Annotated in this window: 20 protein-coding genes; 14 read left to right on the top strand and 6 right to left on the bottom strand. The window is 61.9% G+C overall.

Annotated elements, in window-relative coordinates; genetic code table 11:
- Positions 1–159: 159 nt before the first annotated feature.
- Positions 160–852, bottom strand: coding sequence for a BRO-N domain-containing protein (locus tag ACODR9_RS15035; protein ID WP_488810233.1), 693 nt, complete (start codon positions 850–852; stop codon positions 160–162).
- Between the two features lie 1,105 nt (positions 853–1,957).
- On the opposite strand from ACODR9_RS15035, the gene ACODR9_RS15030 reads away from it, so the two are divergent.
- A complete protein-coding gene (locus ACODR9_RS15030) occupies positions 1,958–2,416 on the top strand; it encodes a helix-turn-helix domain-containing protein (protein ID WP_488810232.1) in 459 nt (152 codons plus the stop codon).
- Entirely contained in the window at positions 2,373–2,987 is a 615-nt protein-coding gene (locus tag ACODR9_RS15025; RefSeq protein WP_488810231.1) for a VapC50 family PIN domain-containing toxin, read from the top strand. The genes ACODR9_RS15030 and ACODR9_RS15025 overlap by 44 nt, the downstream gene beginning before the upstream one ends.
- On the opposite strand, the gene ACODR9_RS15020 is transcribed toward ACODR9_RS15025, so the two are convergent.
- From ACODR9_RS15020 to purU, 4 genes are all read right to left on the bottom strand, one after another.
- Positions 2,984–3,436, bottom strand: coding sequence for a GFA family protein (locus ACODR9_RS15020; protein ID WP_488810230.1), 453 nt, complete (start codon positions 3,434–3,436; stop codon positions 2,984–2,986). The two genes, ACODR9_RS15025 and ACODR9_RS15020, sit on opposite strands and share 4 nt — an antisense overlap.
- A gap of 59 nt (positions 3,437–3,495) precedes the next feature.
- Entirely contained in the window at positions 3,496–3,837 is a 342-nt protein-coding gene (locus ACODR9_RS15015) for a c-type cytochrome (RefSeq protein ID WP_488810228.1), read from the bottom strand.
- A 100-nt stretch (positions 3,838–3,937) separates the two neighbouring features.
- Positions 3,938–4,324: a hypothetical protein gene (locus ACODR9_RS15010; protein ID WP_488810227.1), complete on the bottom strand. Its 387-nt coding sequence runs from the start codon at positions 4,322–4,324 to the stop codon at positions 3,938–3,940.
- Between the two features lie 270 nt (positions 4,325–4,594).
- Complete coding sequence (gene purU / locus ACODR9_RS15005; protein ID WP_488810225.1) at positions 4,595–5,461, bottom strand: formyltetrahydrofolate deformylase; 867 nt, start codon at positions 5,459–5,461, stop codon at positions 4,595–4,597.
- A gap of 230 nt (positions 5,462–5,691) precedes the next feature.
- Between purU and ACODR9_RS15000 the strand changes: the two genes are divergently transcribed.
- The 7 genes from ACODR9_RS15000 (at position 5,692) to ACODR9_RS14970 (ending at position 14,605) form a co-directional block, all read left to right on the top strand.
- Positions 5,692–6,945, top strand: a complete 1,254-nt coding sequence (locus ACODR9_RS15000; protein ID WP_488810223.1) for a sarcosine oxidase subunit beta family protein — start codon at positions 5,692–5,694, stop codon at positions 6,943–6,945.
- Between the two features lie 10 nt (positions 6,946–6,955).
- Positions 6,956–7,249 (top strand): sarcosine oxidase subunit delta, encoded by a 294-nt coding sequence (locus ACODR9_RS14995; protein WP_488810221.1) that lies wholly within the window; start codon positions 6,956–6,958, stop codon positions 7,247–7,249.
- A complete protein-coding gene (locus ACODR9_RS14990) occupies positions 7,246–10,263 on the top strand; it encodes a sarcosine oxidase subunit alpha family protein (protein ID WP_488810220.1) in 3,018 nt (1,005 codons plus the stop codon). Before ACODR9_RS14995 ends, ACODR9_RS14990 begins: the two co-directional genes overlap by 4 nt.
- Before the next feature lie 19 nt (positions 10,264–10,282).
- Positions 10,283–10,939, top strand: a complete 657-nt coding sequence (locus ACODR9_RS14985) for a sarcosine oxidase subunit gamma (protein WP_488810219.1) — start codon at positions 10,283–10,285, stop codon at positions 10,937–10,939.
- A gap of 299 nt (positions 10,940–11,238) precedes the next feature.
- Positions 11,239–12,528: an MFS transporter gene (locus tag ACODR9_RS14980; protein WP_488810217.1), complete on the top strand. Its 1,290-nt coding sequence runs from the start codon at positions 11,239–11,241 to the stop codon at positions 12,526–12,528.
- 39 nt (positions 12,529–12,567) lie between these two features.
- Entirely contained in the window at positions 12,568–13,539 is a 972-nt protein-coding gene (locus ACODR9_RS14975; protein ID WP_488810216.1) for a dipeptidase, read from the top strand.
- Positions 13,540–13,759: 220 nt separating this feature from the next.
- Positions 13,760–14,605, top strand: a complete 846-nt coding sequence (locus tag ACODR9_RS14970) for a glycine betaine ABC transporter substrate-binding protein (protein WP_488810215.1) — start codon at positions 13,760–13,762, stop codon at positions 14,603–14,605.
- A gap of 68 nt (positions 14,606–14,673) precedes the next feature.
- Here ACODR9_RS14970 and ACODR9_RS14965 read toward each other — a convergent pair whose 3' ends face one another.
- Positions 14,674–15,615, bottom strand: a complete 942-nt coding sequence (locus ACODR9_RS14965; protein ID WP_488810214.1) for an alpha/beta fold hydrolase — start codon at positions 15,613–15,615, stop codon at positions 14,674–14,676.
- 457 nt (positions 15,616–16,072) lie between these two features.
- On the opposite strand from ACODR9_RS14965, the gene ACODR9_RS14960 reads away from it, so the two are divergent.
- From ACODR9_RS14960 to ACODR9_RS14940, 5 genes are all read left to right on the top strand, one after another.
- Entirely contained in the window at positions 16,073–16,606 is a 534-nt protein-coding gene (locus ACODR9_RS14960; RefSeq protein ID WP_159874999.1) for a DUF5943 domain-containing protein, read from the top strand.
- Positions 16,607–16,621: 15 nt separating this feature from the next.
- On the top strand, positions 16,622–18,682 hold the full coding sequence (locus ACODR9_RS14955) for an oxidoreductase (RefSeq protein WP_488810213.1): 2,061 nt from the start codon (positions 16,622–16,624) through the stop codon (positions 18,680–18,682).
- Position 18,683: 1 nt separating this feature from the next.
- Positions 18,684–20,573 (top strand): DUF3483 domain-containing protein, encoded by a 1,890-nt coding sequence (locus ACODR9_RS14950; RefSeq protein ID WP_488810212.1) that lies wholly within the window; start codon positions 18,684–18,686, stop codon positions 20,571–20,573.
- Between the two features lie 61 nt (positions 20,574–20,634).
- A complete protein-coding gene (locus ACODR9_RS14945) occupies positions 20,635–21,741 on the top strand; it encodes an FAD-binding protein (RefSeq protein WP_488810211.1) in 1,107 nt (368 codons plus the stop codon).
- Positions 21,738–22,484 (top strand): electron transfer flavoprotein subunit beta, encoded by a 747-nt coding sequence (locus ACODR9_RS14940; RefSeq protein ID WP_488810209.1) that lies wholly within the window; start codon positions 21,738–21,740, stop codon positions 22,482–22,484. The genes ACODR9_RS14945 and ACODR9_RS14940 overlap by 4 nt, the downstream gene beginning before the upstream one ends.
- Positions 22,485–22,504: the final 20 nt, after the last annotated feature.

Raw genomic sequence — 22,504 nt, 5'->3', positions numbered from 1 at the left:
GCCACGACGGCAGACGCCTTGCGTGTCAAAAGCCGACATGGGGGCAGATTGTGGCGACATGCCATCGCCGGTACTCGGGTGGATTGATGATGGATGGATAGGGCGAGCGCGGTCAATGCGCGCTGCAAACCCCGCGTTGAGCATTGGCTGTCGGTGACATCAGGCGGTCGGGTTGGCGCGTGGCTGCTCCGCCGCCTCTGCCCGCCACGCCTGTTTCTCCGCTCGTTTTGCCAGTTGCTGGTGGCAGGCCGCCGCCAGGCGCAGCAGCTCGCCATTACGGCTGGCACTGCCGTCCGGCCCGGCAATGTGTTGCGCCAATGCCTGCAAGGGCGTGGCGCTGCTATTGAGTACCACCAGACGGCCATGGGCATGGCGGCGCGGGTGGGTGGCGGTGTAGTTGAGTGTCAGCAGCCAATGGCTGTGTTGCCAGTCGCTGCCGTGTTCCAGCACCGCTTGCAGTACGGCATGGCTGATTTGTTGTCCGGCCTCGGCGGCCATGGCCAGCGCCTGTTCCCAGCGCGGGGCATTGGGTGGCAGTTGCTGCAGGGCGGGTAGCACCTGTTGTTGCAGCCAGTGTTGCAGTTGGCGGGCGGCGGGACGTTTGCTTTGTTGCAATGCGCGTTGCAGGGCGGGTGCTGGCCAGCCGCATTGCGGGCTGTCGTGTTGCGGTAGGGTGAGGGCGCAGCCGGGGTAGTCGGCCAGTTGCTGTTGCAGCTGGTGGCGCAGGCGGGGTGGGGTGAGGGCGAGGATGTCGTCGGCCAACAGGCAGCAGTGGCCGTGGTGCAGCAGCACCCGGACGGGTTTGCCTTGGTAGTACAGCGTCAGGTGCGGGGGTGATTGGGGAGTGGTCATGATTCAGGCTCCAGTTGATATTAGAGGCTGCATCACCGACGTCGCCAAACGCGGGTGGCAGGCCAAAGCAGGGTTGGCGAACCGGAACTGGCACCGGCAGACCGATGAGGTCTCCCCACTTGGCCCGCCATAAACATTACGGACACAAGCTAAAGAAGCCGCGTAATGCGGCCTCTTAATGCCAGTTACAAGACAGGTCGCTAAACCTGGAAGCGTTTGAAAACGCAACTGGTCAAGGCTAATCAGCAGCACTGGCGCCAGCAAGACTAGAGGGGAGAGGAAACACTGGCAAGAGGTGCAGGTAAGGGGATTGAATCCGCTGCGCGGATGATGTTTTGTGTTGCCGCTTCCGCGCGGCAGGCGGGAAAGAGGGCTTGCGTGGCCAAGCCCTCCTTCACCTCCCAGGCCACCCCGGCAAGCATGGCCTGCGGCTACCCGACAGGCCCCGACCGGGCCGAGGCGCGCCTGAACTCGCGATTTGCTAACGTCAAATCGCTCAAACAGGGCAGGCGCTTAATACCTCGCCCCGGCCACCCGTCGGCATGCTTGATGGGGACAGGGGTGGTATCGGTACCGTGGTTGATTTTTGAAAGACAAACGGCATCGTTGCTGTTTTAAATCAGCAATAGAAACAGCATGTGGTAGCAGCAGCTGGCAAGTTGCAGCAACAAACTCAGCGTGGCCCCACTCCCGTCAGCGCGAGCCGACGCAGACGTGCCGCCCAAGGTGTTAAGCGGTCGGCTGTTCGCAGCGGCGCGACGTTAGCGCGCCGCAAGTTCCGGCCGCGCCCATGATGTGTAAAAAATTGTGGTGCGGCTGTGGCGGGAGTTCGACGTGCTAAAGATGGTTACAGCAGGTTTTCTTCGTGTTCGGTGTATCTGTTCTTGGTAGGACTAAGTGCAGGTATGACATTTCTTGCTGTATAGACTTTTCGTTTATTTCGCTTGTTTCGTTTATTTCGTTTTTGTATAGTTGATATGTAGTGGCTCAGCCTTGGTCAGGGTCAGACATGACCCATGTGGTGGCAACTGAGCGCGCCGTGCTACTCATGGTTTTCCAAGCCATATGTCAATCCTGCAAACCGCTCACCCGAGGAGTCTTTATCATGAACACAATGGTGGTAAGCACTCTGCCTAACGAGACCGATACTTTGCTGGCCAAGGAAAGTGCTCGCCAGCTTTCCCAATACCTTGGCAGTCTGGAAGAAGCCCGGATGATTCGGGTTATCGACCAGGCTGGTGAGCATGAGGCGGTGCAGATACCCACGGTAGCTTATCGTCTGCTGGTCGATATCCTGGAGCAAATGGCACAGGGGCATGCTGTCAGCCTTATCCCGGTTCATGCGGTGCTGAGTACGCAGGAGGCTGCGGATTTGCTCAATGTGTCTCGTCCGTATTTGGTCAAATTGCTTGATGCCGGGACAATTCCTAGCCACAAAGTGGGTAAGCATCGGCGAGTGCACTATCAGGATCTGTTGCAGTACAAAAGACAGAATCAAGCCTTACGTTTACAGGTATTGGATGCGCTGGTGGCCCAGGCGCAAGAGCTGGATATGGGTTATTGATGTGAGTGGTTTTGCTGCGGTTTATGATGCATGCGTCCTGTATCCGGCTCCTTTGCGAGATTTGCTGATGCAGTTGGCACAAACGGATGTGTTCCAGGCGAAGTGGTCAGAGCAGATTCATGAAGAATGGACCAGAAACCTGCTGGCCAGACGACCAGACATCCAGCCTGCCCAATTGCAGCGTACCTGCATGCTGATGAATCAGGCTGTGCAGGATTGTCTGGTTACTGGCCATGAATATCTGGTGGATGGCCTGACCTTACCGGATGTTGATGACCGCCATGTACTGGCGGCCGCGATACATAGCCGCAGCCGTGTCATCGTGACATTCAATCTGAAAGATTTTCCTGTCGATGCCTTGGTTGAGCATGATGTGGAAGCACAGCATCCTGATACATTCATCATGCAATTATTCGATTTGAATCCGACCTTGGTATTGGCTTGCGTCATGGCGTGCAGGGCGCGTCTGAAGAACCCGCCAAAATCAGTAGAGGCCTATCTGGACATTTTGCTTCAGCAGGGCTTGCCGCAGACAGTCGCGCGTTTGTCCCATTACAAGCATGTGCTTTAGCCCAGATCAGCGTTTCCATCTTTAGCATGGGTGGTGATACGTACATCCGGAAACCACAGCGCGGTCCAGCGGGCGGTTTTGTCGCTGCTCTCCAGCCGCTTGGGTGATACGGATACGGGAGTGCCAAGTGCTTCTGCCTGCTGTAGCACCGCGCAATTCACCGTGCCATACAGGCGCTTGCCATCCTGATACAACACGCCAATCAGCACGCCGCAGCGGGTGCACAACAGGAAGTTGGCCATCTGGCTGCCGTGGCGGTATTTGCCCATGCAGGCTGTGTCGCGTACATCTATTTGCAAGCGGCCATGCGGGTCGGACAGGTAGGACGCGCCGTGCTTGCGGCAGAAGTCGCAATCACATGCTCTGGGCGCATAGCTGTCAGGCGGTTGTGTCAGATCAATGGAAACGTGGATGTTGCCGCAATGGCAGGCACCGGTCAGTTGAACCATGGTTTCCTCCGTCAAATACCGGGTTTGTCCTGTTGGCGTGTTTGCGTTGTACGCCGGTTTCAGTGCTTGTTCATCATGTTGCGCAGGTATTCATTTACATCACGCAAGTCCTGCACCGTCCACGCGTGCGGGGCGAGTTTGATGCCATTTTCCCGCAGGGTTCTGGGAATCAGATCGCCATTGGGACGCAGGACAATGGAGGAGACAATCAGGCCGGGATAATTGGCCAGGCGCTGCTGAAAGGCTGTTGTTGTCAGATCCGGGGTGGGCGGTGTGCTTTTGTGGGCCAAGGGCCCGTTGCCTTTGGCGTTTTCGCCATGGCAAATGGCACAGCGGCTCTGGTAAAGGTTTTTTCCGTTCCGGATATCGGCAAAGGCGGATGCGGTTAGCAGTGACAGCATGGCTGCCAACGCCATTAGGTATTTTTTGCTGGGCACCGGGCATCCCTCACGGGGTGTTTTGCTGGTTTGCATGGCGGCGTGTTGCGGGCGGGGAGGGGCATTATCGTGCGGAGTCCGGCTTAAGCAAGAAGGTTTTCTTGTGCCGGGCGTCGCGTTCTTCCACTTCGGCATTCTGCATCAGGGCGGATGATTGCAGGATGGGGCCAACCACGGCAAACAGCCGTTCTGCATCCGGGCCAAGCAGGTAAAGAAAGCCTTCGTTGCCATCCAGATGAAATTCGGTTTCGCCGAGTTCTCCCACCTGGGCGCGCTGTAGCGCCCGTTGCAGTTTCTTTTCCAGCTGGTGCATCCGTGTGCTGTCTTCAGGATAGAAATCAAACCTGACTGTGATGGCCAGTGGCGGGCTGGCGGTGTGCGCTGTTGCGGCATGGGCCATGCCTGCAGAGAGCAGGGCTGTGGCAAGCAGGGTGCGCCATCGCTGTTTCAATAGGTTTGCCATAAAGTCCGCATGATCAAAATGAATGCAATACCGCGCAGCGCCACCGGGGGATGGGGCGATGCACGGGTGAAGCGCTCATTTTAGCACAATGTCATTTGTGATGTGCCTGCGTGCCGTGGCAGTGATGCTGGGGAAAACGGCGGCGGTAGCCGGTGTGCGTGTATTGCACCGGATGGCCGCCGTCTTTTGCTTCTGCTTGCTCAGCGGGTGCCTGGCCTGGGCTGTCGCTATTGTGCCGCTATCCAGCCAGGCGGATTTTTAGCGCAACACCACCGTGCGGTTGTCATTGAGGAACACCCGGCGTTCCAGGTGGTAGCGCACCGCGCGGGCCAGCGCCTGGCATTCCATGTCGCGGCCAGTGGCTTGCAGGTCTTCCGGGGTGTAGGCGTGGTCTACCCGGTCCACCACTTGTTCGATGATGGGGCCTTCGTCCAGGTCGTCGGTGATGTAGTGGGCGGTGGCACCAATCAGTTTCACCCCGCGCTCGTGTGCTTGCAGATACGGGCGTGCGCCCTTGAAGCCGGGCAGGAAGGAGTGGTGGATGTTGATGGCGCGGCCGGACAGGCGGGCGCAGGTGGCGCTGGTGAGCACTTGCATGTAGCGCGCCAGAATCACCAGCTCCGAGCCGGTTTCCTCGATCAGCGCCAACAGCGCGGCTTCCTGCGCGGCCTTGTTGGCCGGGTCTAGCGGCAGATGGTGGAAGGGCAGGCCGTAGGCTTCGGCAATCGGGGCCAGATCGCGGTGGTTGGACACTACGGCGGTGACGCTCATGTCCAGGTCGCCCATTTTCTGGCGGTATAGCAAGTCGTTCAGGCAGTGGTCCAGCTTGGACACCATGATCATCACCCGCGCCTGTTCGCGCCGGTCCTGCAGTTGCCAGCGCAGGTCCTGGTAGTGGCTGCGCATGTCCTGCATGCCTTGGTGCAGGCGCGCCGGGTCGAATATTTCGGTTTGCGGGTGAAACACACAACGTACAAAAAAACGCTGGCTGACGGCATCGTCAAACACGGCCAGTTCGTCGATATAACAGCCTTGCGATTCCAGCAGGGCGGAGAAGCGGGCCACCTGACCGGAGGCGCTGTGGCAGGTGAAGCTGAGGATGTAGGACGGTGCGGTGGCTTTCATGAGCGGTCTTCCCTTGTAGTACGGCGGGCGTGTTGCCTGCGGTGTGTGCGCTAACCCTAAGGCCTGGCTGCTTGGCTGACTGGCCCTAAAACGTCTGCTTTACGTCCATTTCAGACATGTGACGGAGTGTCGTGTCTGGGCAAGTGCTTGTCCTTTTCAGCCAAACGGCTTGGGGCTCAGGTCTGGAGAATGGGCCTTGTCCGAATACATCCACCCCGCTGGAGCCGCAGATGGCAAACCGATACTCCCTGTGGAGCCTGATCAAGAACGGGCTCAAGCATCATGAAAGCTGGCAGCCGGCCTGGAAGAGCCCGCAGCCGAAGAAAAACTACGACGTGATTATCGTCGGCGGTGGCGGCCACGGCCTGGCCACGGCGTACTACCTGGCCAAGGAGCACGGCATCAAGAATGTGGCGGTGCTGGAGAAGGGCTATCTGGGCGGCGGCAACACCGCACGTAACACCACCATCATCCGTTCCAATTATCTGTGGGATGAGGCGGCGCACTTGTACGAACACGGCCTGAAGTTGTGGGAAGGGCTGTCGCAGGACCTCAACTTCAACGTGATGTTCAGCCAGCGTGGTGTGATGAACGTGGGCCACACCCTGCAGGACATGCGCGACATCGAACGCCGCGCCAATGCCAACCTGCTCAACGGCGTGGACGCGGTGGTGATGACGCCGCAGGAAATCAAGGACATGGTGCCGCTGATCGACATCAGCAACCGCACCCGCTACCCCATCATGGGGGCCAGCTTCCAGCCGCGTGGCGGCGTGGCGCGGCACGATGCAGTGGCCTGGGGTTTTGCCCGTGGCGCGTCCGAGCTGGGCGTGGACATTATCGAGCAGTGCGAAGTCACCGGCCTGATCATTGAAGGTGGCCGCATCAAGGGCGTGAATACCAGCCGGGGCGACATCATGGCCGATCGCGTGGGCTGTGTGGCGGCAGGTAACTCCTCGGTACTGGCCAAGATGGCCGGGCTGCGCCTGCCGCTGGAAAGCCACCCCTTGCAGGCCTTTGTGTCCGAATCCATGAAGCCCTGTATCGACACCGTGGTGATGTCCAACGCCGTGCACGGCTATGTCAGCCAGTCCGACAAGGGCGAGCTGGTGATCGGTGCCGGTATCGATAGCTATCTGGGCTATGGCCAGCGCGGCAGCCCGCATGTGATCGAGCACACCGCCGCCGCCATCATCGAGATGTTCCCGTCCTTCTCCCGCGTGCGGATGAACCGCCAGTGGGGCGGCATTGTGGATGTGTCGCCGGACGCCTGCCCCATCATCAGCAAAACCCGCATCCAGGGCCTGTATTTCAACTGTGGCTGGGGCACCGGCGGCTTCAAGGCCACGCCGGGCTCGGGCAATGTGTTTGCCCACACCATCGCCCATGACGATCCGCACCCGCTGAACCGCGCGTTCTCGCTGGACCGTTTTGCCACCGGACATCTGATCGACGAGCACGGCGCAGCAGCCGTGGCTCACTAGGGAGAGGCTCATGTTGATCATTACCTGCCCGTACTGCCAAGAGGCGCGGGAAGAAGAAGAATTCAGCTATGCCGGGGAAGCCTTTATCGCCCGCCCGGCGGTGCCGGAAGAAGCAGACGACGCCACCTGGGGCGATTATGTGTTCCACCGCAAAAACCCGCGTGGCTGGCACTGGGAGCAATGGCAGCACGTGGCTGGCTGCCGCAAGGTGTTTGCGGTAAAGCGTCACACCGTCAGCTATGAAATTGCCGGTTCGTGGACGCTGGCCGACGGCAAGGCACTGTATCTGGAGGAACAAGCATGAGCGGCTATCGCATTCATCGCCCCGGCGAGCGCATCAATCGTCAGAAACCGCTGAGCTTTGTCTTCGACAATGTGCAGTACAAGGCATTTTCCGGTGACACCCTGGCCTCGGCCCTGCTGGCCAACGGCGTGCGCCTGATTGGCCGCAGCTTCAAGTATGGCCGTCCGCGCGGCATCGTCGGCTTTGGTGCCGAAGAGCCCAATGCGCTGATCCAGCTGGAAACCGGCGCCCATACCGTGCCCGACCTCAAGGCCACGCAAGTGGAGCTGTACCAGGGCCTGCTGGCGGGCAGCACCACCGGCTACCCCTCGCTGGATTTCGACCTCAAGGGCCTGTTGGGCAAGTTTGGCCGCTTCATGCCGCCGGGCTTTTACTACAAGACCTTCATGGAGCCGGTGAAAGCCTGGCCCTTCTATGAAAAATTCATCCGCAAGGCCGCTGGCTATGGCCACGCCCCGACCGAAGCCGACCCGGAAAGCTACGACCACCTGCATCATCATATTGATGTGCTGGTAGTGGGCGGCGGTGCGGCTGGCCTGTGGGCGGCCACGCTGGCAGGCCGTGCCGGGCTGAAAACCCTGCTGGTGGATGAGCAGGCCGAAATGGGCGGCTGGCTGCTGACCGAGCGGCGCAGCCGCATCGACGGCCTGTCCGGCATGGACTGGGCAGCCCAGCGTCTGGCCGAGCTGGCCAGCCTGCCGAATGTCACCGTGCTGCCGCGTACCACTGCTTTTGCCCTGCACGATCTCAATCTGGTACAGGCGGTAGAACTGCTGCAAGACCACCTGCCGCTGACCGAGCGCAATGCCGCGCTGCCGCGCCAGCGTTTGCACAAGATCCGCGCCCATCAGGTGATTCTGGCCAGCGGTGCCATCGAACGCCCGCTGGTGTTCGGTTACAACGACGTGCCGGGCGTGATGACTGCCGCCGCCGGTCACAGCTATCTCAACCGCTACGGCGTGGCCGTGGGCCGCGAAGTACTGGTGCAAACCCAAAACGATGCCGCTTACGAAGCTGCGCTGGACCTGGTGCTGTCCGGCGTCAAGGTAACGCTGGCCGATGCCCGTCAGGGCGGGGCGGCGGCATGGCGTCAGCAAGCGCTGAAGAGCGCCGGTGCCGAACTGCTGCTGGGCCATGGCATTGTCAAGGTGCTGGGCGACAAGAGCGTCAGCGGCGTACAGCTGGTGAAGCTGGATGGTCGCAATAATCAGGTAGTCGGCTCCGGCCCGCGCCTGAGTGTGGATACCGTGCTGTCTTCCGGCGGCCTCACCTCCACCGTGCATCTGTTCTGCCACAACGGTGGCCGACCGGTGTGGAATCAGCAGCAGCTGTCCTTTGTCTGCCCGGATGAAGGCCGCGAAAACATTGCCTGCGTCGGTGCCATCACTGGCCGCTGGGAGTTGTCCGACGCACTGAGCCAGACCCACGCTGCCGTGGCTACCCTGCTGCTGGGCCATGGCCGTGGCAGCACCGGCAAGGCCCCGGCTGTCGCCCATGAAGAAGTGGCCGCGCCGCGTGCCATCTTCCGCCTGCCGGACGGCAAGCCGGAAGGCCATGGTGCCAAGGCCTTTGTCGATTACCAGAACGATGTGGCGGCTGCGGACATTCACACTGCCATCCGCGAAAACTACCGCTCCATCGAGCACGTCAAGCGCTATACCGCGCTGGGCTTTGGTACCGATCAGGGCAAGCTGTCCAATATCAACGGCTTTGCCATTGCCGCCGAAGCACTGGGCAAACCCATCGCCGAAGTAGGCACCACCACCTACCGTCCGTCCTACACCCCGGTCACCTTCGGGGCGCTGGCCGGGCCCCACGTGGGCGAAACCTTCGATGCCCGTCGCTACACCGCCATGCATGCCAGCCATGATGCGCGCAAGGCCGAGTACGAAGTGGTGGGCCAGTGGCTGCGCCCGTGGTACTTCCCCAAGGCGGGCGAGGACCTGCACGCTGCGGTGAACCGCGAATGCCTGGCCACCCGTAACAGCGTGGGCGTGATGGATGCCTCCACCCTGGGCAAGATCGACGTCAAGGGCCCGGACGCACGTGAATTCCTCAACCGCATCTACAGCAATGCCTGGAGCAAGCTGGACCCGGGCAAGTGCCGCTACGGCCTGATGCTGGACGAAAACGGCATGGTGATGGACGACGGTGTGACCGCCTGCCTGGCAGACGACCACTTCCACATGACCACCACCACCGGCGGCGCGGCGCGGGTGTACAGCTGGCTGGAACGCTGGCACCAAACCGAATGGCCGGAGCTGAAAGTCCGCTTCACCACCACCACCGACCACTGGGCCACCGTGGCCGTGGTGGGGCCGAACAGCCGCAAGGTGCTGCAAAAGCTGTGCAGCGACATCGATTTCGACAAGGACGCCTTCAAGTTCATGGATGGCCGCAGCGGCACCGTGGCCGGGCTGCCAGCACGGGTGTTCCGCATCAGCTTCTCTGGTGAGCTGGCCTACGAAATCAACGTGGATGCCAACTACGGACGTTATATGTGGGAAGAAGTGATGAAGGCGGGTGCCGAGTTCGACATTACCCCCTACGGCACCGAAACCATGCACGTGTTGCGCGCCGAGAAGGGCTTCATCATTGTGGGTCAGGACACCGACGGCTCGATGAGCCCGAACGATCTGGCCATGAGCTGGGCGGTGGGCATGAAAAAGCCGTTCAGCTTCCTCGGCAAGCGTTCGCTGCTGCGTGCACACACTGCCGGTGAGGGCCGCAAACAGCTGGTGGGCCTGCTGCCGCTGGACCCGAAAGTGGTACTGGCCGAAGGCGCGCAGATTCTCAGCAATACCGATGACACGGTGCCGGCTGCCATGCAGGGCCATGTCACCTCCAGTTATCACAGTGCCTTCCTGGGCCGCTCCATTGCCATGGCGGTGTTGAAGGATGGCAGCAAGCGTGAGGGCGACACGGTGTTCGTCTGGGCGCATGGCAAGAGTGTGCCAGCGCAGGTGGTGTCGTCAGTGTTCGTGGACAAGGAAGGGGTGCGTCAACATGCCTAAGCAAGGTTTCCAACCATTCATGGAGTCGCCGCTCCAACACTTCAAGCTGGATGCCGAGGCGCAACCGCGCCGTGCCGATGGCCGCATCTGGTGTAACGAACTGCCGCACCTGGGCTATGCCGTGCTGCGTGGCGATACCGCCGAAGCCGGTTTTGCCGAACTGGTGCAGCAAGTCACCGGCTTGGCCCTGCCGCTGCAGGCCGGGGCAGTCAGCCAAGGCCCGCAAGGCGTACTGATGTGGACCTCGCCGGACGAATGGCTGCTGGTGAGTCACCGTCAGCGTCTGGCCGACTGGACTGCACAGCTGGATGCCGGTTTTGCCGCGCAACAGCTGTTTGCCCAGACGGTGGATTCCAGCGGCGGCCTGACCCTGGCCTGGCTGGGTGGCACCGAGCACATCACCGTGCTGCGCCACCTGGGGGTGTACGACTTTGAATCCATCCCGCAAGGCCACATGGTGAGCACCGTGCTGGGCAAGGCCACGGTACAGGTGATTCGCCTGGATACCGACGGCGTGTTTGTGGTGTTCCGCCGCAGCTTTGCCGACTATGTGTGGCGTCTGCTGCGCCGCGCCGCCCAGCCTTACGGCTTTGCCGTGTGCCAGCTGGAAGCGCGTAGTGACCATCCGCTGTTTGCCCAGCTGGCTGCGCCCAGGCCCAGTCTGATTCTGGCCTGATTCTGGCCTGAAACCACGCCGGTTCCTGCCCCACGGGCAGGGCCGGTTTTTGTTGTCAGCCCGGTCCCCGTCCTTATGTTTCCTTCAGGCATCTTTGCTTAGCCAGTGTGGCGGCGGTGTTTGTCCTGTGCCGACCGGCTGGTCGGTATGGGGCAAATACCTGTCGCAAGCGCTGAACAGCAGCGGCAGCGTCTCCGGCACCATGCATGCAATGGCGGACAGACTTGGCCATTTTGCTCAGGAGAGAAGCATGCACTTCAAATCATATCGAAGTCGATCCGGCTTGATCGGGAGCCAGCATGACTGATCGTGCCGAGCAGCAAGTGTTGTTCAAGGTGATTCTGGCCGCCTCGGTTGGCAATTTTGTCGAGTGGTTCGACTTTGCCGTCTATGGTTTCCTGGCTACGGTAATTGCCCAGCACTTTTTTCCGGGTAGCAGCGCCGACATCAGCCTGCTGAAAACCTTTGCCGTATTCGCGGTGGCGTTTGCCTTCCGGCCACTGGGCGGCATTGTGTTTGGCATGCTGGGCGACCGCATTGGCCGCAAGCGCACGCTGGCCATCACCATCTTGCTGATGGCCGGTGCCACCACGCTGATCGGCCTGCTGCCGGACTACGCCCGCATCGGGCTGGCCGCGCCCGTGCTGCTGACGCTGGCGCGCTGCGTGCAGGGTTTTTCTGCCGGTGGCGAATATGCCGGGGCCTGCGCCTATGTGATGGAACATGCGCCCAGCCATCACCGCGCCCGTTATGGCAGCTTTTTGCCGGTGTCCACTTTTTCCGCCTTTGCCTGCGCCGCCGTGCTGGTGTACGGGCTTAACCAGTGGCTTAGCCCGCAGGCGCTGGCGGAATGGGGCTGGCGGTTGCCTTTTCTGATTGCCGCGCCGCTGGGGCTGGTGGGCTGGTATCTGCGTAACCGGCTGGCGGAAACCCCGGCCTTCCAGGCGCTGGAGCAGCGTCAGCAAACCGAGCACGCGCCGCTGCGCCAGGCCTTTGCCAGCCATGGCCGATCCATTGCCTGGCTGTCGGCTTTTATCTCGGTGACGGCGCTGTCGTTTTATACCTTCACCACTTATCTGAGCACCTATTTGCAGCAGGTGGCGGGCATGAGCCGTGGCAATGCCCTGCTGGTGTCGGTGCTGTCCCTGCTGTTTGCCGCCGTGTTGTGTCCGCTGGCCGGGCGCTACTCGGACCGGGTAGGGCGGCGGCGCAGCATGGGTACGGTGTGCGTGTTGATTGTGCTCACCATCTTTCCCTCGTTCTGGCTGGCACAAAGCGGCCAGCTGTGGCTGGCGGTGCTGGGCGGCATGTTGCAGGCCTTGCCAGCGGTGCTGTCCGGCGTGGTGACGGCGCCTTTGCTGTCGGAAAGTTTTCCTACCCGCATCCGTTATACCGCCGGGGCCATCAGCTACAACCTGGCCTACACCATTTTTGGTGGTACTGCGCCGCTGATGGCGACCTGGCTGATTGATGTGTCCGGCAGCCATCTGGCACCCGCCGTTTATCTGATGCTGATTGCCTTGTTTGCGCTGGCAGGCGGCTTGCGCCTGCCGGAAACCGTGCACGTGCGGCTGGCCGAGGTGTCCTGAGCCGCTGGTTGTTAATTCATCTTTTTCGGGAGTATTTGCATGACGACGCTACATCAGGACGCCCTGGTCATCGACGGGCTGATCATCGCCAAATGGAGCCGCGAGGTATTTGACGACATGCGCCGTGGCGGCCTGTCGGCGGCCAACTGTACCGTGTCGGTATGGGAAGGCTTTCAGGATACCGTGGGCAATATCGCGGACATGAAAAAGCAGATTCGCGATTACAGCGACATCCTCACCCTGGTGCGCACCACGGAAGACGTGCGCCGCGCCAAGGCCGAGGGCAAGACCGGCATCATCCTGGGTTTCCAGAATGCCCACGCCTTCGAGGACAACCTGGGTTATATCGAAGCCTTTGCCGACATGGGCGTGCGCGTGGTGCAGCTGTGCTACAACACGCAAAACCTGGTGGGCACCGGCTGCTACGAGCGCGATGGCGGCCTGTCCGGCTTTGGCCGCGAAGTGATTAATGAGATGAACCGCGTGGGCATCATGGTGGATTTGTCCCATGTGGGCGGCAACACCTCGCGCGAGGCCATTCTGGAATCCAAAAAGCCGGTGTGCTACTCGCACTGCCTGCCCTCCGGCCTGAAAGAACACCCGCGCAACAAGAGCGATGAAGAACTGCGCTTTATTGCCGACCATGGCGGTTTCATCGGCGTCACCATGTTCCCGCCCTTCCTCAAGCGCGGTATTGAAGCCACGGTGGACGACTATGTCGAAGCCATGGACTACATCATCAACCTGGTGGGTGAAGACTGCGTGGGCTACGGCACCGACTTCACCCAGGGCTACGACAAGGGCTTTTTCGACTGGATTACCCACGACAAGGGCCGTCATCGCCGCCTGACCAACTTTGGCACCATTCTTAATCCGGAAGGCATCCGCACCATCGGCGAAACGCCCAATCTGACCGCTGCCATGGAAAAGGCGGGTTGGTCCGAAGGCAAGATCCGCAAGGTGCTGGGTGAAAACTGGCTCCGTGTATTTGCAGACGTCTGGGGGTGTTGAGCCTTGAGCGGGGTTGCAAGACCCCGCTTTTTTATTCTTTTGCCACATGGTGCCCGGCCTGTGCCGGGCTGCCGTTTACAACGAGAACGCCGGGCTGCCTCATGCCGACCCAGGTGCCGTGCTGTAACGGAAGCGGGCTGACAACACGGTGCCATGATGGCACCGCACCCGCTCTGTGATGTTCATCCTTGATTCAACCTGTCTATCTTTGGAGAACGCAATGCTGAAACGTCATTTTCTTGCCCTGCTGCTGGCCGGTGTGGCCCTGCCATTCTGTAGCCAGGCGGCTGACAAGCCCACCATCAAGATCGGCTATGTAGAGGGTTGGTCTGATAGCGTAGCCACCACCAATGTGGCCGCCAACATCATCCGTAACAAGCTGGGCTATCCGGTGGAAATCGTGCCGGTGGCAGCGGGCATCATGTGGCAGGGGGTGGCGCGTGGCGACCTGGACGCCACCCTGTCGGCCTGGCTGCCCACCACCCACGAGGCGTATTACAGCCAGTTCAAGGACAAGGTGGTGGACCTGGGGGTGAATTATCCCGGTGCCAAGATCGGCCTGATCGTGCCTGATTATGTAGCCGCCCATTCCATTGCCGACCTCAACGCCAACAAGGCCGCTTTCCAGGGCCGTATCGTCGGCATTGACGCTGGTGCCGGGGTGATGAAGAAAACCGAAGAAGCCATCAAGAAATACCAGCTGGACTACACCCTGCTGCCCAGCTCCGGTACCGGCATGGCAGCTGAGCTGGCCCGCTCCATCAACAGCAAGAAGTCCATTGCCGTCACCGGCTGGATTCCGCACTGGATGTTTGCCAAATGGAAGCTGCGCTTCCTGGAAGACCCGCAGAAGGTGTACGGCGATGCCGAGCATGTGGATAGCGTGATCAACCCCGGCCTGACCGCCAAGGCGCCGGATGTGGTGGCCTTCTTCAAGAAATTCCGCTGGAAGCCGGAGGAAATCGGCAAGGTGATGCTGGATGTGGAAAACGGTGCCAAACCGGCAGCCGCAGCCGACAGCTGGGTAAAGGCCAACGGTGCCAAGGTAAACGAGTGGACGCACTGATAACGGCCTGAATGGCGACAGCCCGCTGCCTGGTTCATGGCGGCGGGCTGTTGGCTTCTGTACTGCGGTTAAAGCTGCTGTTGCAAATCAGTGTCATCAACGTTGAGGTGTGCTGGTGGCTGCCCGTCTGGCGGGTACAGAAAGGGGGCTTCCTGATCGGATGCCGGCGCTTGGGACTGATGAGCATGCTGGTGCAGCCAGTTTTCCAGCAGGGGCCAGATTTCGTTCTTGGCATTTTTTGATAGCAGCAGCCGTTCGTGGCTGTAATCTTCCACAAAGCCTTGTGCCTGACTGCACAGCACATAGCGCTTGCTGGTGCTGCCAAAGCTTTCCAGCAAACGGCGGCAGCCATCTGGCGGTGAAATGAAGTCATCGCCGCCACCGGCCAGCGCCAGCACCGGCAGGTTCTGCCTGTCTAGTGCGGCCAGGTAATCAAAACCATCCTTGCCCTGCATCAGGCCTTGCAGATTCCACTTGCACCATTGACGCAGCAGGCGGCTGCTTTCCGCTTCGGTAGCCAGTGGCATCCAGCCACTGGCAATTTGCCGGCGCAAGGGTAACAGCCAGGAAATCAGGCGAATCTTTTGCTGCATGACCCAGCTGCGCTGCTGGCTGCTTGCCTGGGCGGCCAGCATCAGCAAACCAGCCAGCCGGGTGCAGCTTGCCGGCTGTCTGGCCAGCCACATGCTGGCGATCACCGCACCGGCAGAATGCCCAAGCCAGAATGGCCGCAGTGGCCCGCAGTTTTCCTCCACCACCCGCATGATGGCCGGGACATCCTGACTGGCCAGGGTTTCAAAGTCGAAGGCAGTACGGGGCTGATCGCTGTGGCCATGGCCGCGCCAGTCAAACAACCAGCACTGCCAGCCACGTGCCGCCAGGTGGCTGGCCAGCGGGGCGCAGCTGCGCTGCGTGGTAAAGGTGCCATGGGCAAGAATCAGGGGCGGGCTACCCCTGTCCCCCATGCGGCTGAGAAACAGGCGGGTGCCGTCGTTGGTAATGGTATGCATGGTGATGGACCGGGTTAGTGACAAAGAGAAGGACGGCGGCGAGCCGCCCGGTTTTCATGACCGTTGAATATGCCCCGATTGGCAGCCAGCTTGGACTGGCCGAATTTGCAGGCAGCGGGCCGGTCTGCAGCACACGGCGCAGCGCTGCGGCGATACAGCCTCAGCGCAATGGCCAACCCGCAGCCAAGCGCAGTAAACAGGATGGCGTCGGACCGCGCGACACCGGCAATACCACAGGCTGCCAAGCCATGTCTGGTGGTGTTTGCTGCTTTCCTGTCATTTGGAAGCGTTGGGCCATGGTGTATTGCTTAGCGCTACGGTCATGGCTTGTCCGGGAGCGACCGCCTGGTCGGTATGGGGCAAATACCTGTCGCAAGCGCTGAACAGCGGATAAAGGGTGTCCGGCAACATGCATGCAATGGCGGACAGACTCGCCCATCTTGCTCAGGAGAGTGGCATGCAACCTCAACTTCCCATCGACGTAGACGCAGACACCGGCGTCTGGAGTACCAACGGCCTGCCCATGCTGTATGTGCCGCGCCATTTCTTCATCAACAACCATCTGGCCATCGAAGCGGCACTGGGCCGCCGCGTATATGCCGATTCGCTGTACGAAGCCGGTTATCGTTCCGCCCACTTCTGGTGTGGCAGCGAAGCGCAAACCCACGGCCTGAAGGGCATGGAAGTGTTCGAACACTATCTGTCGCGCCTGTCGCAGCGCGGCTGGGGCCAGTTCAGCTTTATCGAGGCGGACGAAGTGACCGGCAATGCCAGCATCCGCCTGGACAACTCCTGTTTTGTGCTGGCCCAGGGCGTGGCCGGTGCGCCGCAGAGCGAACACATGGCTTGTTATCTGTTTGCTGGCTGGTTTGCCGGTGCCATGGACTGGGTGGGCGAAAACCTGGGCCATGACTACCGCACCGTCAGCCGCGAAAGCCAGTGTGCCGGCCTGGGTGCCGACTACTGCATTTTCACCGTTCATCCCTTGTAAGCCGGGAGTCGTCCCATGCGCTATCCGCACCTGTTTGCGCCCATTACCCTGAACAAGCTGACGCTGCGCAACCGCGTGGTGAGCACCGCGCATGCCGAGGTGTATGCCGAGCCGGGCGGCCTGCCCGGCGACCGTTACATCCGTTATTACGAAGAAAAGGCCAAGGGCGGCCTGGGCCTGGCTATTTGTGGCGGTTCCAGCCCGGTGTCCATCGACAGCCCGCAAAGCTGGTGGAAATCGGTGAATCTGGCCACCGACGCCATCATCGACCCGCTGGCGCGGCTGGCCGAGGCCATGCACCGCCACGGTGCCAAGATCATGATCCAGGCCACCCACATGGGCCGCCGCTCCAGTTATTACGGCGAGCACTGGCCGCATCTGGTCAGCCCGTCCGGCATTCGCGAGCCGGTACACCGTGGCAATGCCAAGGTGATCGAGCAACATGAAATCCGCCGCATCATTGCCGACTTTGCCCAGGCTGCGCGCCGGGTAAAAGCCGCCGGGATGGACGGCATCGAGATTTCCGCCGCCCACCAGCATCTGATCGACCAGTTCTGGAGCCCGCGTACCAACTTCCGCACCGACGAATGGGGCGGCAGCTTTGAAAACCGTCTGCGCTTTGGCGTGGAAGTGCTCAATGCCGTGCGTGAGGAAGTGGGGCCGGACTTTTGCGTCGGTCTGCGCATGTGCGGCGACGAATTCCACGAAGATGGCCTCAGCCACGACATGTTGAAGGACATTGCGGCGGCCATGTCGGAAACCGGCCTGATCGACTACCTGTCGGTAGTGGGTTCCGGGGCGGATACCCATAACACCCTGGCCAACTGCATGCCGCCGATGGCCTTGCCACCGGAGCCGTTTGTGCATCTGGCTGCTGGTATCAAGTCGGTATCGAAAGTGCCGGTGATGCACGCACAAAGCATTCGCGACCCGGTGCAGGCCGAGCGCATTCTGGCCAGCGGCATGGTGGACATGGTGGGCATGACCCGCGCCCATATTGCCGACCCGCATCTGGTGATCAAGATTCGCGATGGCAAGGAAGACCAGATCCGCCAGTGCGTAGGTGCCAACTACTGCATCGACCGCCAGTATCACGGCCAGGACGTGCTGTGCATCCAGAATGCCGCCACCAGCCGCGAAGCCACCATGCCGCACGACATTGCCAAGGCGGACAAGCTGCGCAAGGTGGTGGTGGTAGGTGCTGGCCCGGCAGGCTTGGAAGCCGCCCGCGTGGCGCGCGAGCGTGGCCATGAGGTGGTGCTGTTCGAGAAGCAGCCGCAGGTGGGCGGGCAGATCGTACTCGCGGCCAAGGCCCCGCAGCGTGAGCAGATGGCGGGCATCGTTCGCTGGCTGGACATGGAAACCCAGCGTCTGGGCGTGGATCGCCGTCTGGGCGTGGCTGCTGACAAGGCGATGATTCTGGCGGAAAAGCCCGACATCGTGGTGCTGGCCACCGGCGGTATTCCCTATACCAGCCAGGTGCCGGACTGGGGCGTGGCAGAGGGCGTGGCGGTCAGCAGCTGGGACATCCTGTCCGGCAAGGTGGAGCCGGGCAAGAATGTGCTGGTGTATGACGCCGTCAGCACCCAGGCCGGTTTCGGCGTGGCCGACTTCCTGTCCAGCCGTGGCAGCACGGTGGAAATTGTCACCCCGGACGTAAAAGTGGGCGACGACACCGGCGGCACGACTTTCCCGATCTTCTATCGCCGCCTGTACGCACAAGGCATCATCCCCACCCCCAATTTCTGGCTGGACAAGGTGTATGCCGAGGGCGACAAGAAAATCGCCGTGCTGCGCAACGAATACACCGAAGCGCTGGAAGAACGGGCGGTGGATCAGGTGGTGATTGAAAACGGCATCCTGCCCAATGACAGCCTGTACTGGGACATGAAGGAGCAGTCGAAAAACCAGGGTCAGACCGACGTCCACACCCTGTTTGCCTCGCAGCCGCAGCCGTCCTTGTCGCAGCCGCTGGCGGCGGGCGAGTTTTTGCTGTTCCGCGTGGGTGACTGCATTTCCATGCACAACATCCACGGTGCCATCTACGACGCCCTGCGTCTGGTGAAGGATTTCTGACATGAGCTTCTCCCTTGCCCATGCCCTGACCGGACTGTTCTGGCTGGGTGCTCTCCTGCTGCTGGGTGGCCTGGCCAGACGCGCCAGCCTGTGGCAGCAGGGGCGCAGCGCCAGCGTGTCCTGGCTTGGCCTGTTTGCCATGCCCAAGCGCTATTTTGTCGATATCCACCACGTGGTGGCGCGCGAGCCCGCCGTGGCCCGCGCCCACGTGGCGGCCGCCGGTGGCGGCGTGGCCATCCTGCTGCTGTCGGCGCTCAACTACGGCCTGATGCTGTACCAGGGCTGGCTGGATGTACTGCTGGTGCTGATGGCGGCGGTGATGCTGCTGGGCGCGCGCATGATGCAGGCGCGTCGCCTGCAAGCGCCGCCACGTCTGTCGCAAGGCCGCTGGCAAGTGCTGCCCGCCCGTCTGCGCCTGTTTGCGCTGGGCAGTCTGCTGGCCGCCGGTTTGCTGTTTGCCGGTCCGCAGCTGGGCATGGCCGGGCAGCTGATTGCGGTGGTGGCGCTGCTGATGCTGGCGCTGGGCGGTGCCGAACTGGCACTGGGCATTGGCCTCGGTTGGCCGATGAAACATGCGGTGGCCGGTTTGCTGCATCTGGCCTTTCACCCGCGTGCCGAACGCTTTGCCGGTAAATCCTCCGACCTCAAGCCGCTGAATCTGGCCGCTGGCGAGCTGGGCGTGGCCAAGGTGGAGGACTTTGCCTGGAACCGCCTGCTGTCCTTTGATGCCTGTGTGCAGTGCGGCAAGTGCGAGGCCGCCTGTCCGGCCTATGCTGCCGGTCAGCCGCTCAACCCGAAAAAGCTGATCCAGGACATGGTGGCGGCGCAAAGCCGTGGCACCGACCCGGCCTATGCTGGCAAACCGCATCCGGGCCGTGAGTCCGCCGTAGTGGTGAAGCCGGGCGAGGACATCGTCGGCAGCGTGCTGGCGGCGGAGACGCTGTGGTCCTGCACCACCTGCCGCGCTTGTGTGGAAAACTGCCCGATGCTGATCGAGCATGTGGACACCGTGGTGAGCCTGCGTCGTCACGTCACCCTCAGCCGTGGCGAAGTGCCGGGCAAGGGCAGCGAGGCGCTGGCCAATCTGCGCAATACCGACACCGTGGGCGGCTACCCGCTGGCGGTGCGTTACCACTGGGCGATTGATCTGGACCTGCCGGTATTGCAGCCGGGCGAACAAACCGAATGGCTGCTGCTGGCGGGTGAGGGCGCATTCGACATGCGTTACCAGCGTGCGCTGCGCGCCCTGGTGAAAGTGCTGAAAGCTGCTGGCGTGAAAGTGGCGGTACTGGGCGCAGCCGAGCGCGACTGCGGCGACGTGGCGCGCCGTCTGGGCGACGAAGCCGGTTTCCAGCGGCTGGCCCAGGCCAATATCGCCACGCTGGCGCAATACCGTTTTGAGCGCATCGTCACGCCGGACCCGCATGTATTCCACTGCCTGGCCAATGAATACCCGGCCTTCGGTGGCCAGTTTGAGGTATGGCACCACAGCAAGCTGCTGGAACACCTGCTGGCACGGCGTGCCATTCCGCTGAAGGCCGATGCCACGCCGCTGCCTGCGCTGACCTTCCACGACCCCTGCTATCTGGGCCGTTACAACGATGGCTTCAATGCGCCGCGCAATGTGCTGAAGGGCATTGGCATCAAAGTTGTCGATATGCAGCGCTCTGGCCGCGACGCCCGCTGCTGCGGCTGGGGTGGTGGCGCGGCCTTTACCGATATTCCCGGTCAGCGTCGTATTCCCGACATGCGCATGGACGACATCCGTGAAACCGGCACCGGCCGGGTAGCGGTGGCCTGCCCCAATTGTACGGCCATGCTGGAAGGCGTGGTGGGTGAGCGGGCCGATGTGATCGAACTGGCCGAACTGGTGGCCGAACGCCTGGCCTGAGGCGGGCCGGGGCCGAAGCACAGGCTTCGCCCCGTCCGCTGCTGCTTACAAGGAGAAAGTGATGGATTTTTCTACCCAGGCCATTCCGCGCATTGACCCGCGTCGCCCGTGGGTGCTGGGGCCCAGCGGCCTCAAGCGCATTGTGCTGGGCGATGACAGCGGCAGCCGCGATGCCGCCATGCTGGCCCACGGCCCGGCCCACAAGCCGCTGCGCAGTAACGGGCCGTTCAGCCAGCGCCTGCTGGTGGTGGCCCATGCCGAACGTGGCCAGTTGGATGATGCGGCGCGCGAAGCCATTGCCGCCGCCGCCATTCTGGCGGGCAAGGATGGCGAAGTGCTGGCCTTGCTGTACGGCATGGAAGGCGCTGCGCCGGAAGCGCTGGCCGAACTGGCAGTGGACCGCGCGCTGACCATGGCCGACCCCGGCTACGCACCGGAACAAAAACTGGCCCTGCTGCAACAACTGTTGCAGCAGGAAGGCCCGCACACGGTGCTGTTTGCCGACCGTGGCGAGGACGCCGACCTGGGCCGCCGCTTTGCCTGTCGCGCCCGGCTGTCGGTGGTGACCGATGTGGTGGAAATCGCCGCCGATGGCGTACGCCGCCGCCAGCCCGGTGCCGGTTTCAGCCTGCGCGAACGCGCACAAGTGCTGTTGCTGGCGCGTGGTGTGGCCGAAGCCAAACTGCCCTTTGTCGGCAAGGGCGAACCGCTGCAAACCGCTGCCCTGCCTTCCATCCGCGAGCAGGTGCAGGACCTGGGCAGTGCCGCCAGTCCGGCTTCCGAGCTGGCGCTGGAAGAGGCCGATCTGATTGTCTCGGCTGGTAATGGCGTCAGCAATGTGCCGGGCTTTCTTGCGCTGGCCGAGGCATTGGGCGCTGCGGTGGGGGCTTCCCGCGTGGCGGTGGACGATGGCCGCTTTACCCGCGACAAGCAGGTGGGCGCCACCGGCAAAACAGTACAGGCCAGTGCTTATATCGCGCTGGGCATTTCCGGTGCGGTACAGCATCTGCAGGGCATCAAGTCCTGCCGCCATGTGATTGCGGTGAATCTGGATGCCGCCGCGCCGATGATCAAACGGGCCGACCTCAGCATCATCGACGACTGTCAGTCCTTCATCAGTGCGTTTGAACAACTGGTGCGGCGCGAGCGTAAGGAGAAGCAGCAATGAAAATAGCCGTTCTGGTCACCCCCGCCGTCCATCCGGTCAGTGGCCGTCCCTGTGCCGGTGAGGCCGATCTGGCCGCCCTGGCCTTGGCGCAGCGCCTGCCCGGTCAGCTGCAAGTCTGGTATGCCGGTGCCGCCGACGATGCCGCGCTGGCCGATTATCTGGCACGCGGTGCTGACAATATCCACAGCCTGAGCCTGCGCCCGGACAGTGATGTGCTGTCTGCGCTGGGCACGGCCTTGCAGGGTGTGGACATGGTGTTGTGTGGCGCGCGTTCCGGTGGGGGTGATGGTTCCGGCCTGCTGCCTTACCAATTGGCCGAGCAACTGGGCGCAGCCTTGCTGCCGGATGTGCTGGATCTGTCCAAATCCGACCAGCAATGGCAGGCGGTGCAGGCGCTGCCCAAGGGCGTGCGGCGCAGCTTGCAGGCCAGCCTGCCGCTGGTGGCCAGTGTCAACCCGCGCGCGGCCGCCGCGCCGGGCTGGAGCTATGCCCGGCTGCAACAGGGCAAGATCAAGCGCAAAGCCGCCACTGGCGCGGCTTTGGCCCCGGTGGTGCTGGAACCTGCCCGTCGCGCACGCGCGCTGGTGGCCGCCAGCAAGGTCAGCGGTCATGCCCGTATGCAGGGGGCGATTGCCGGGGGCGATGGCAAGGCTGCCGGGGTGGTCGTAAAACAGGGTGATTCTGTCGAGAAAGCGCAAGTTGTGCTGGATTACCTCAGGCAACATCAGCTCGTCGATTTCTGACAACAACCCCGCAGCATCCG

It is taken from the genome of Aquitalea sp. FG25, from assembly GCF_057809375.1.
Note: the sequence above shows the minus strand (reverse complement) of the source record. Positions and strands in the feature narration are given on the sequence as shown.

What these genes read in the sequence shown, in the direction of transcription:
- ACODR9_RS14970 (WP_488810215.1), top strand. Translation starts at nt 13,760, where the DNA reads ATGCTGAAACGTCATTTTCTTGCCCTGCTGCTGGCCGGTGTGGCCCTG.
- purU (WP_488810225.1), bottom strand. Translation starts at nt 5,461, where the DNA reads ATGAAAGCCACCGCACCGTCCTACATCCTCAGCTTCACCTGCCACAGC.
- ACODR9_RS14950 (WP_488810212.1), top strand. Translation starts at nt 18,684, where the DNA reads ATGAGCTTCTCCCTTGCCCATGCCCTGACCGGACTGTTCTGGCTGGGT.
- ACODR9_RS15000 (WP_488810223.1), top strand. Translation starts at nt 5,692, where the DNA reads ATGGCAAACCGATACTCCCTGTGGAGCCTGATCAAGAACGGGCTCAAG.
- ACODR9_RS15015 (WP_488810228.1), bottom strand. Translation starts at nt 3,837, where the DNA reads ATGCTGTCACTGCTAACCGCATCCGCCTTTGCCGATATCCGGAACGGA.
- ACODR9_RS15020 (WP_488810230.1), bottom strand. Translation starts at nt 3,436, where the DNA reads ATGGTTCAACTGACCGGTGCCTGCCATTGCGGCAACATCCACGTTTCC.
- ACODR9_RS14965 (WP_488810214.1), bottom strand. Translation starts at nt 15,615, where the DNA reads ATGCATACCATTACCAACGACGGCACCCGCCTGTTTCTCAGCCGCATG.
- ACODR9_RS15035 (WP_488810233.1), bottom strand. Translation starts at nt 852, where the DNA reads ATGACCACTCCCCAATCACCCCCGCACCTGACGCTGTACTACCAAGGC.
- ACODR9_RS14940 (WP_488810209.1), top strand. Translation starts at nt 21,738, where the DNA reads ATGAAAATAGCCGTTCTGGTCACCCCCGCCGTCCATCCGGTCAGTGGC.
- ACODR9_RS14945 (WP_488810211.1), top strand. Translation starts at nt 20,635, where the DNA reads ATGGATTTTTCTACCCAGGCCATTCCGCGCATTGACCCGCGTCGCCCG.
- ACODR9_RS14985 (WP_488810219.1), top strand. Translation starts at nt 10,283, where the DNA reads ATGGAGTCGCCGCTCCAACACTTCAAGCTGGATGCCGAGGCGCAACCG.
- ACODR9_RS14990 (WP_488810220.1), top strand. Translation starts at nt 7,246, where the DNA reads ATGAGCGGCTATCGCATTCATCGCCCCGGCGAGCGCATCAATCGTCAG.
- ACODR9_RS14995 (WP_488810221.1), top strand. Translation starts at nt 6,956, where the DNA reads ATGTTGATCATTACCTGCCCGTACTGCCAAGAGGCGCGGGAAGAAGAA.
- ACODR9_RS14980 (WP_488810217.1), top strand. Translation starts at nt 11,239, where the DNA reads ATGACTGATCGTGCCGAGCAGCAAGTGTTGTTCAAGGTGATTCTGGCC.
- ACODR9_RS14955 (WP_488810213.1), top strand. Translation starts at nt 16,622, where the DNA reads ATGCGCTATCCGCACCTGTTTGCGCCCATTACCCTGAACAAGCTGACG.
- ACODR9_RS15025 (WP_488810231.1), top strand. Translation starts at nt 2,373, where the DNA reads ATGCGCTGGTGGCCCAGGCGCAAGAGCTGGATATGGGTTATTGATGTG.
- ACODR9_RS15030 (WP_488810232.1), top strand. Translation starts at nt 1,958, where the DNA reads ATGAACACAATGGTGGTAAGCACTCTGCCTAACGAGACCGATACTTTG.
- ACODR9_RS14960 (WP_159874999.1), top strand. Translation starts at nt 16,073, where the DNA reads ATGCAACCTCAACTTCCCATCGACGTAGACGCAGACACCGGCGTCTGG.
- ACODR9_RS14975 (WP_488810216.1), top strand. Translation starts at nt 12,568, where the DNA reads ATGACGACGCTACATCAGGACGCCCTGGTCATCGACGGGCTGATCATC.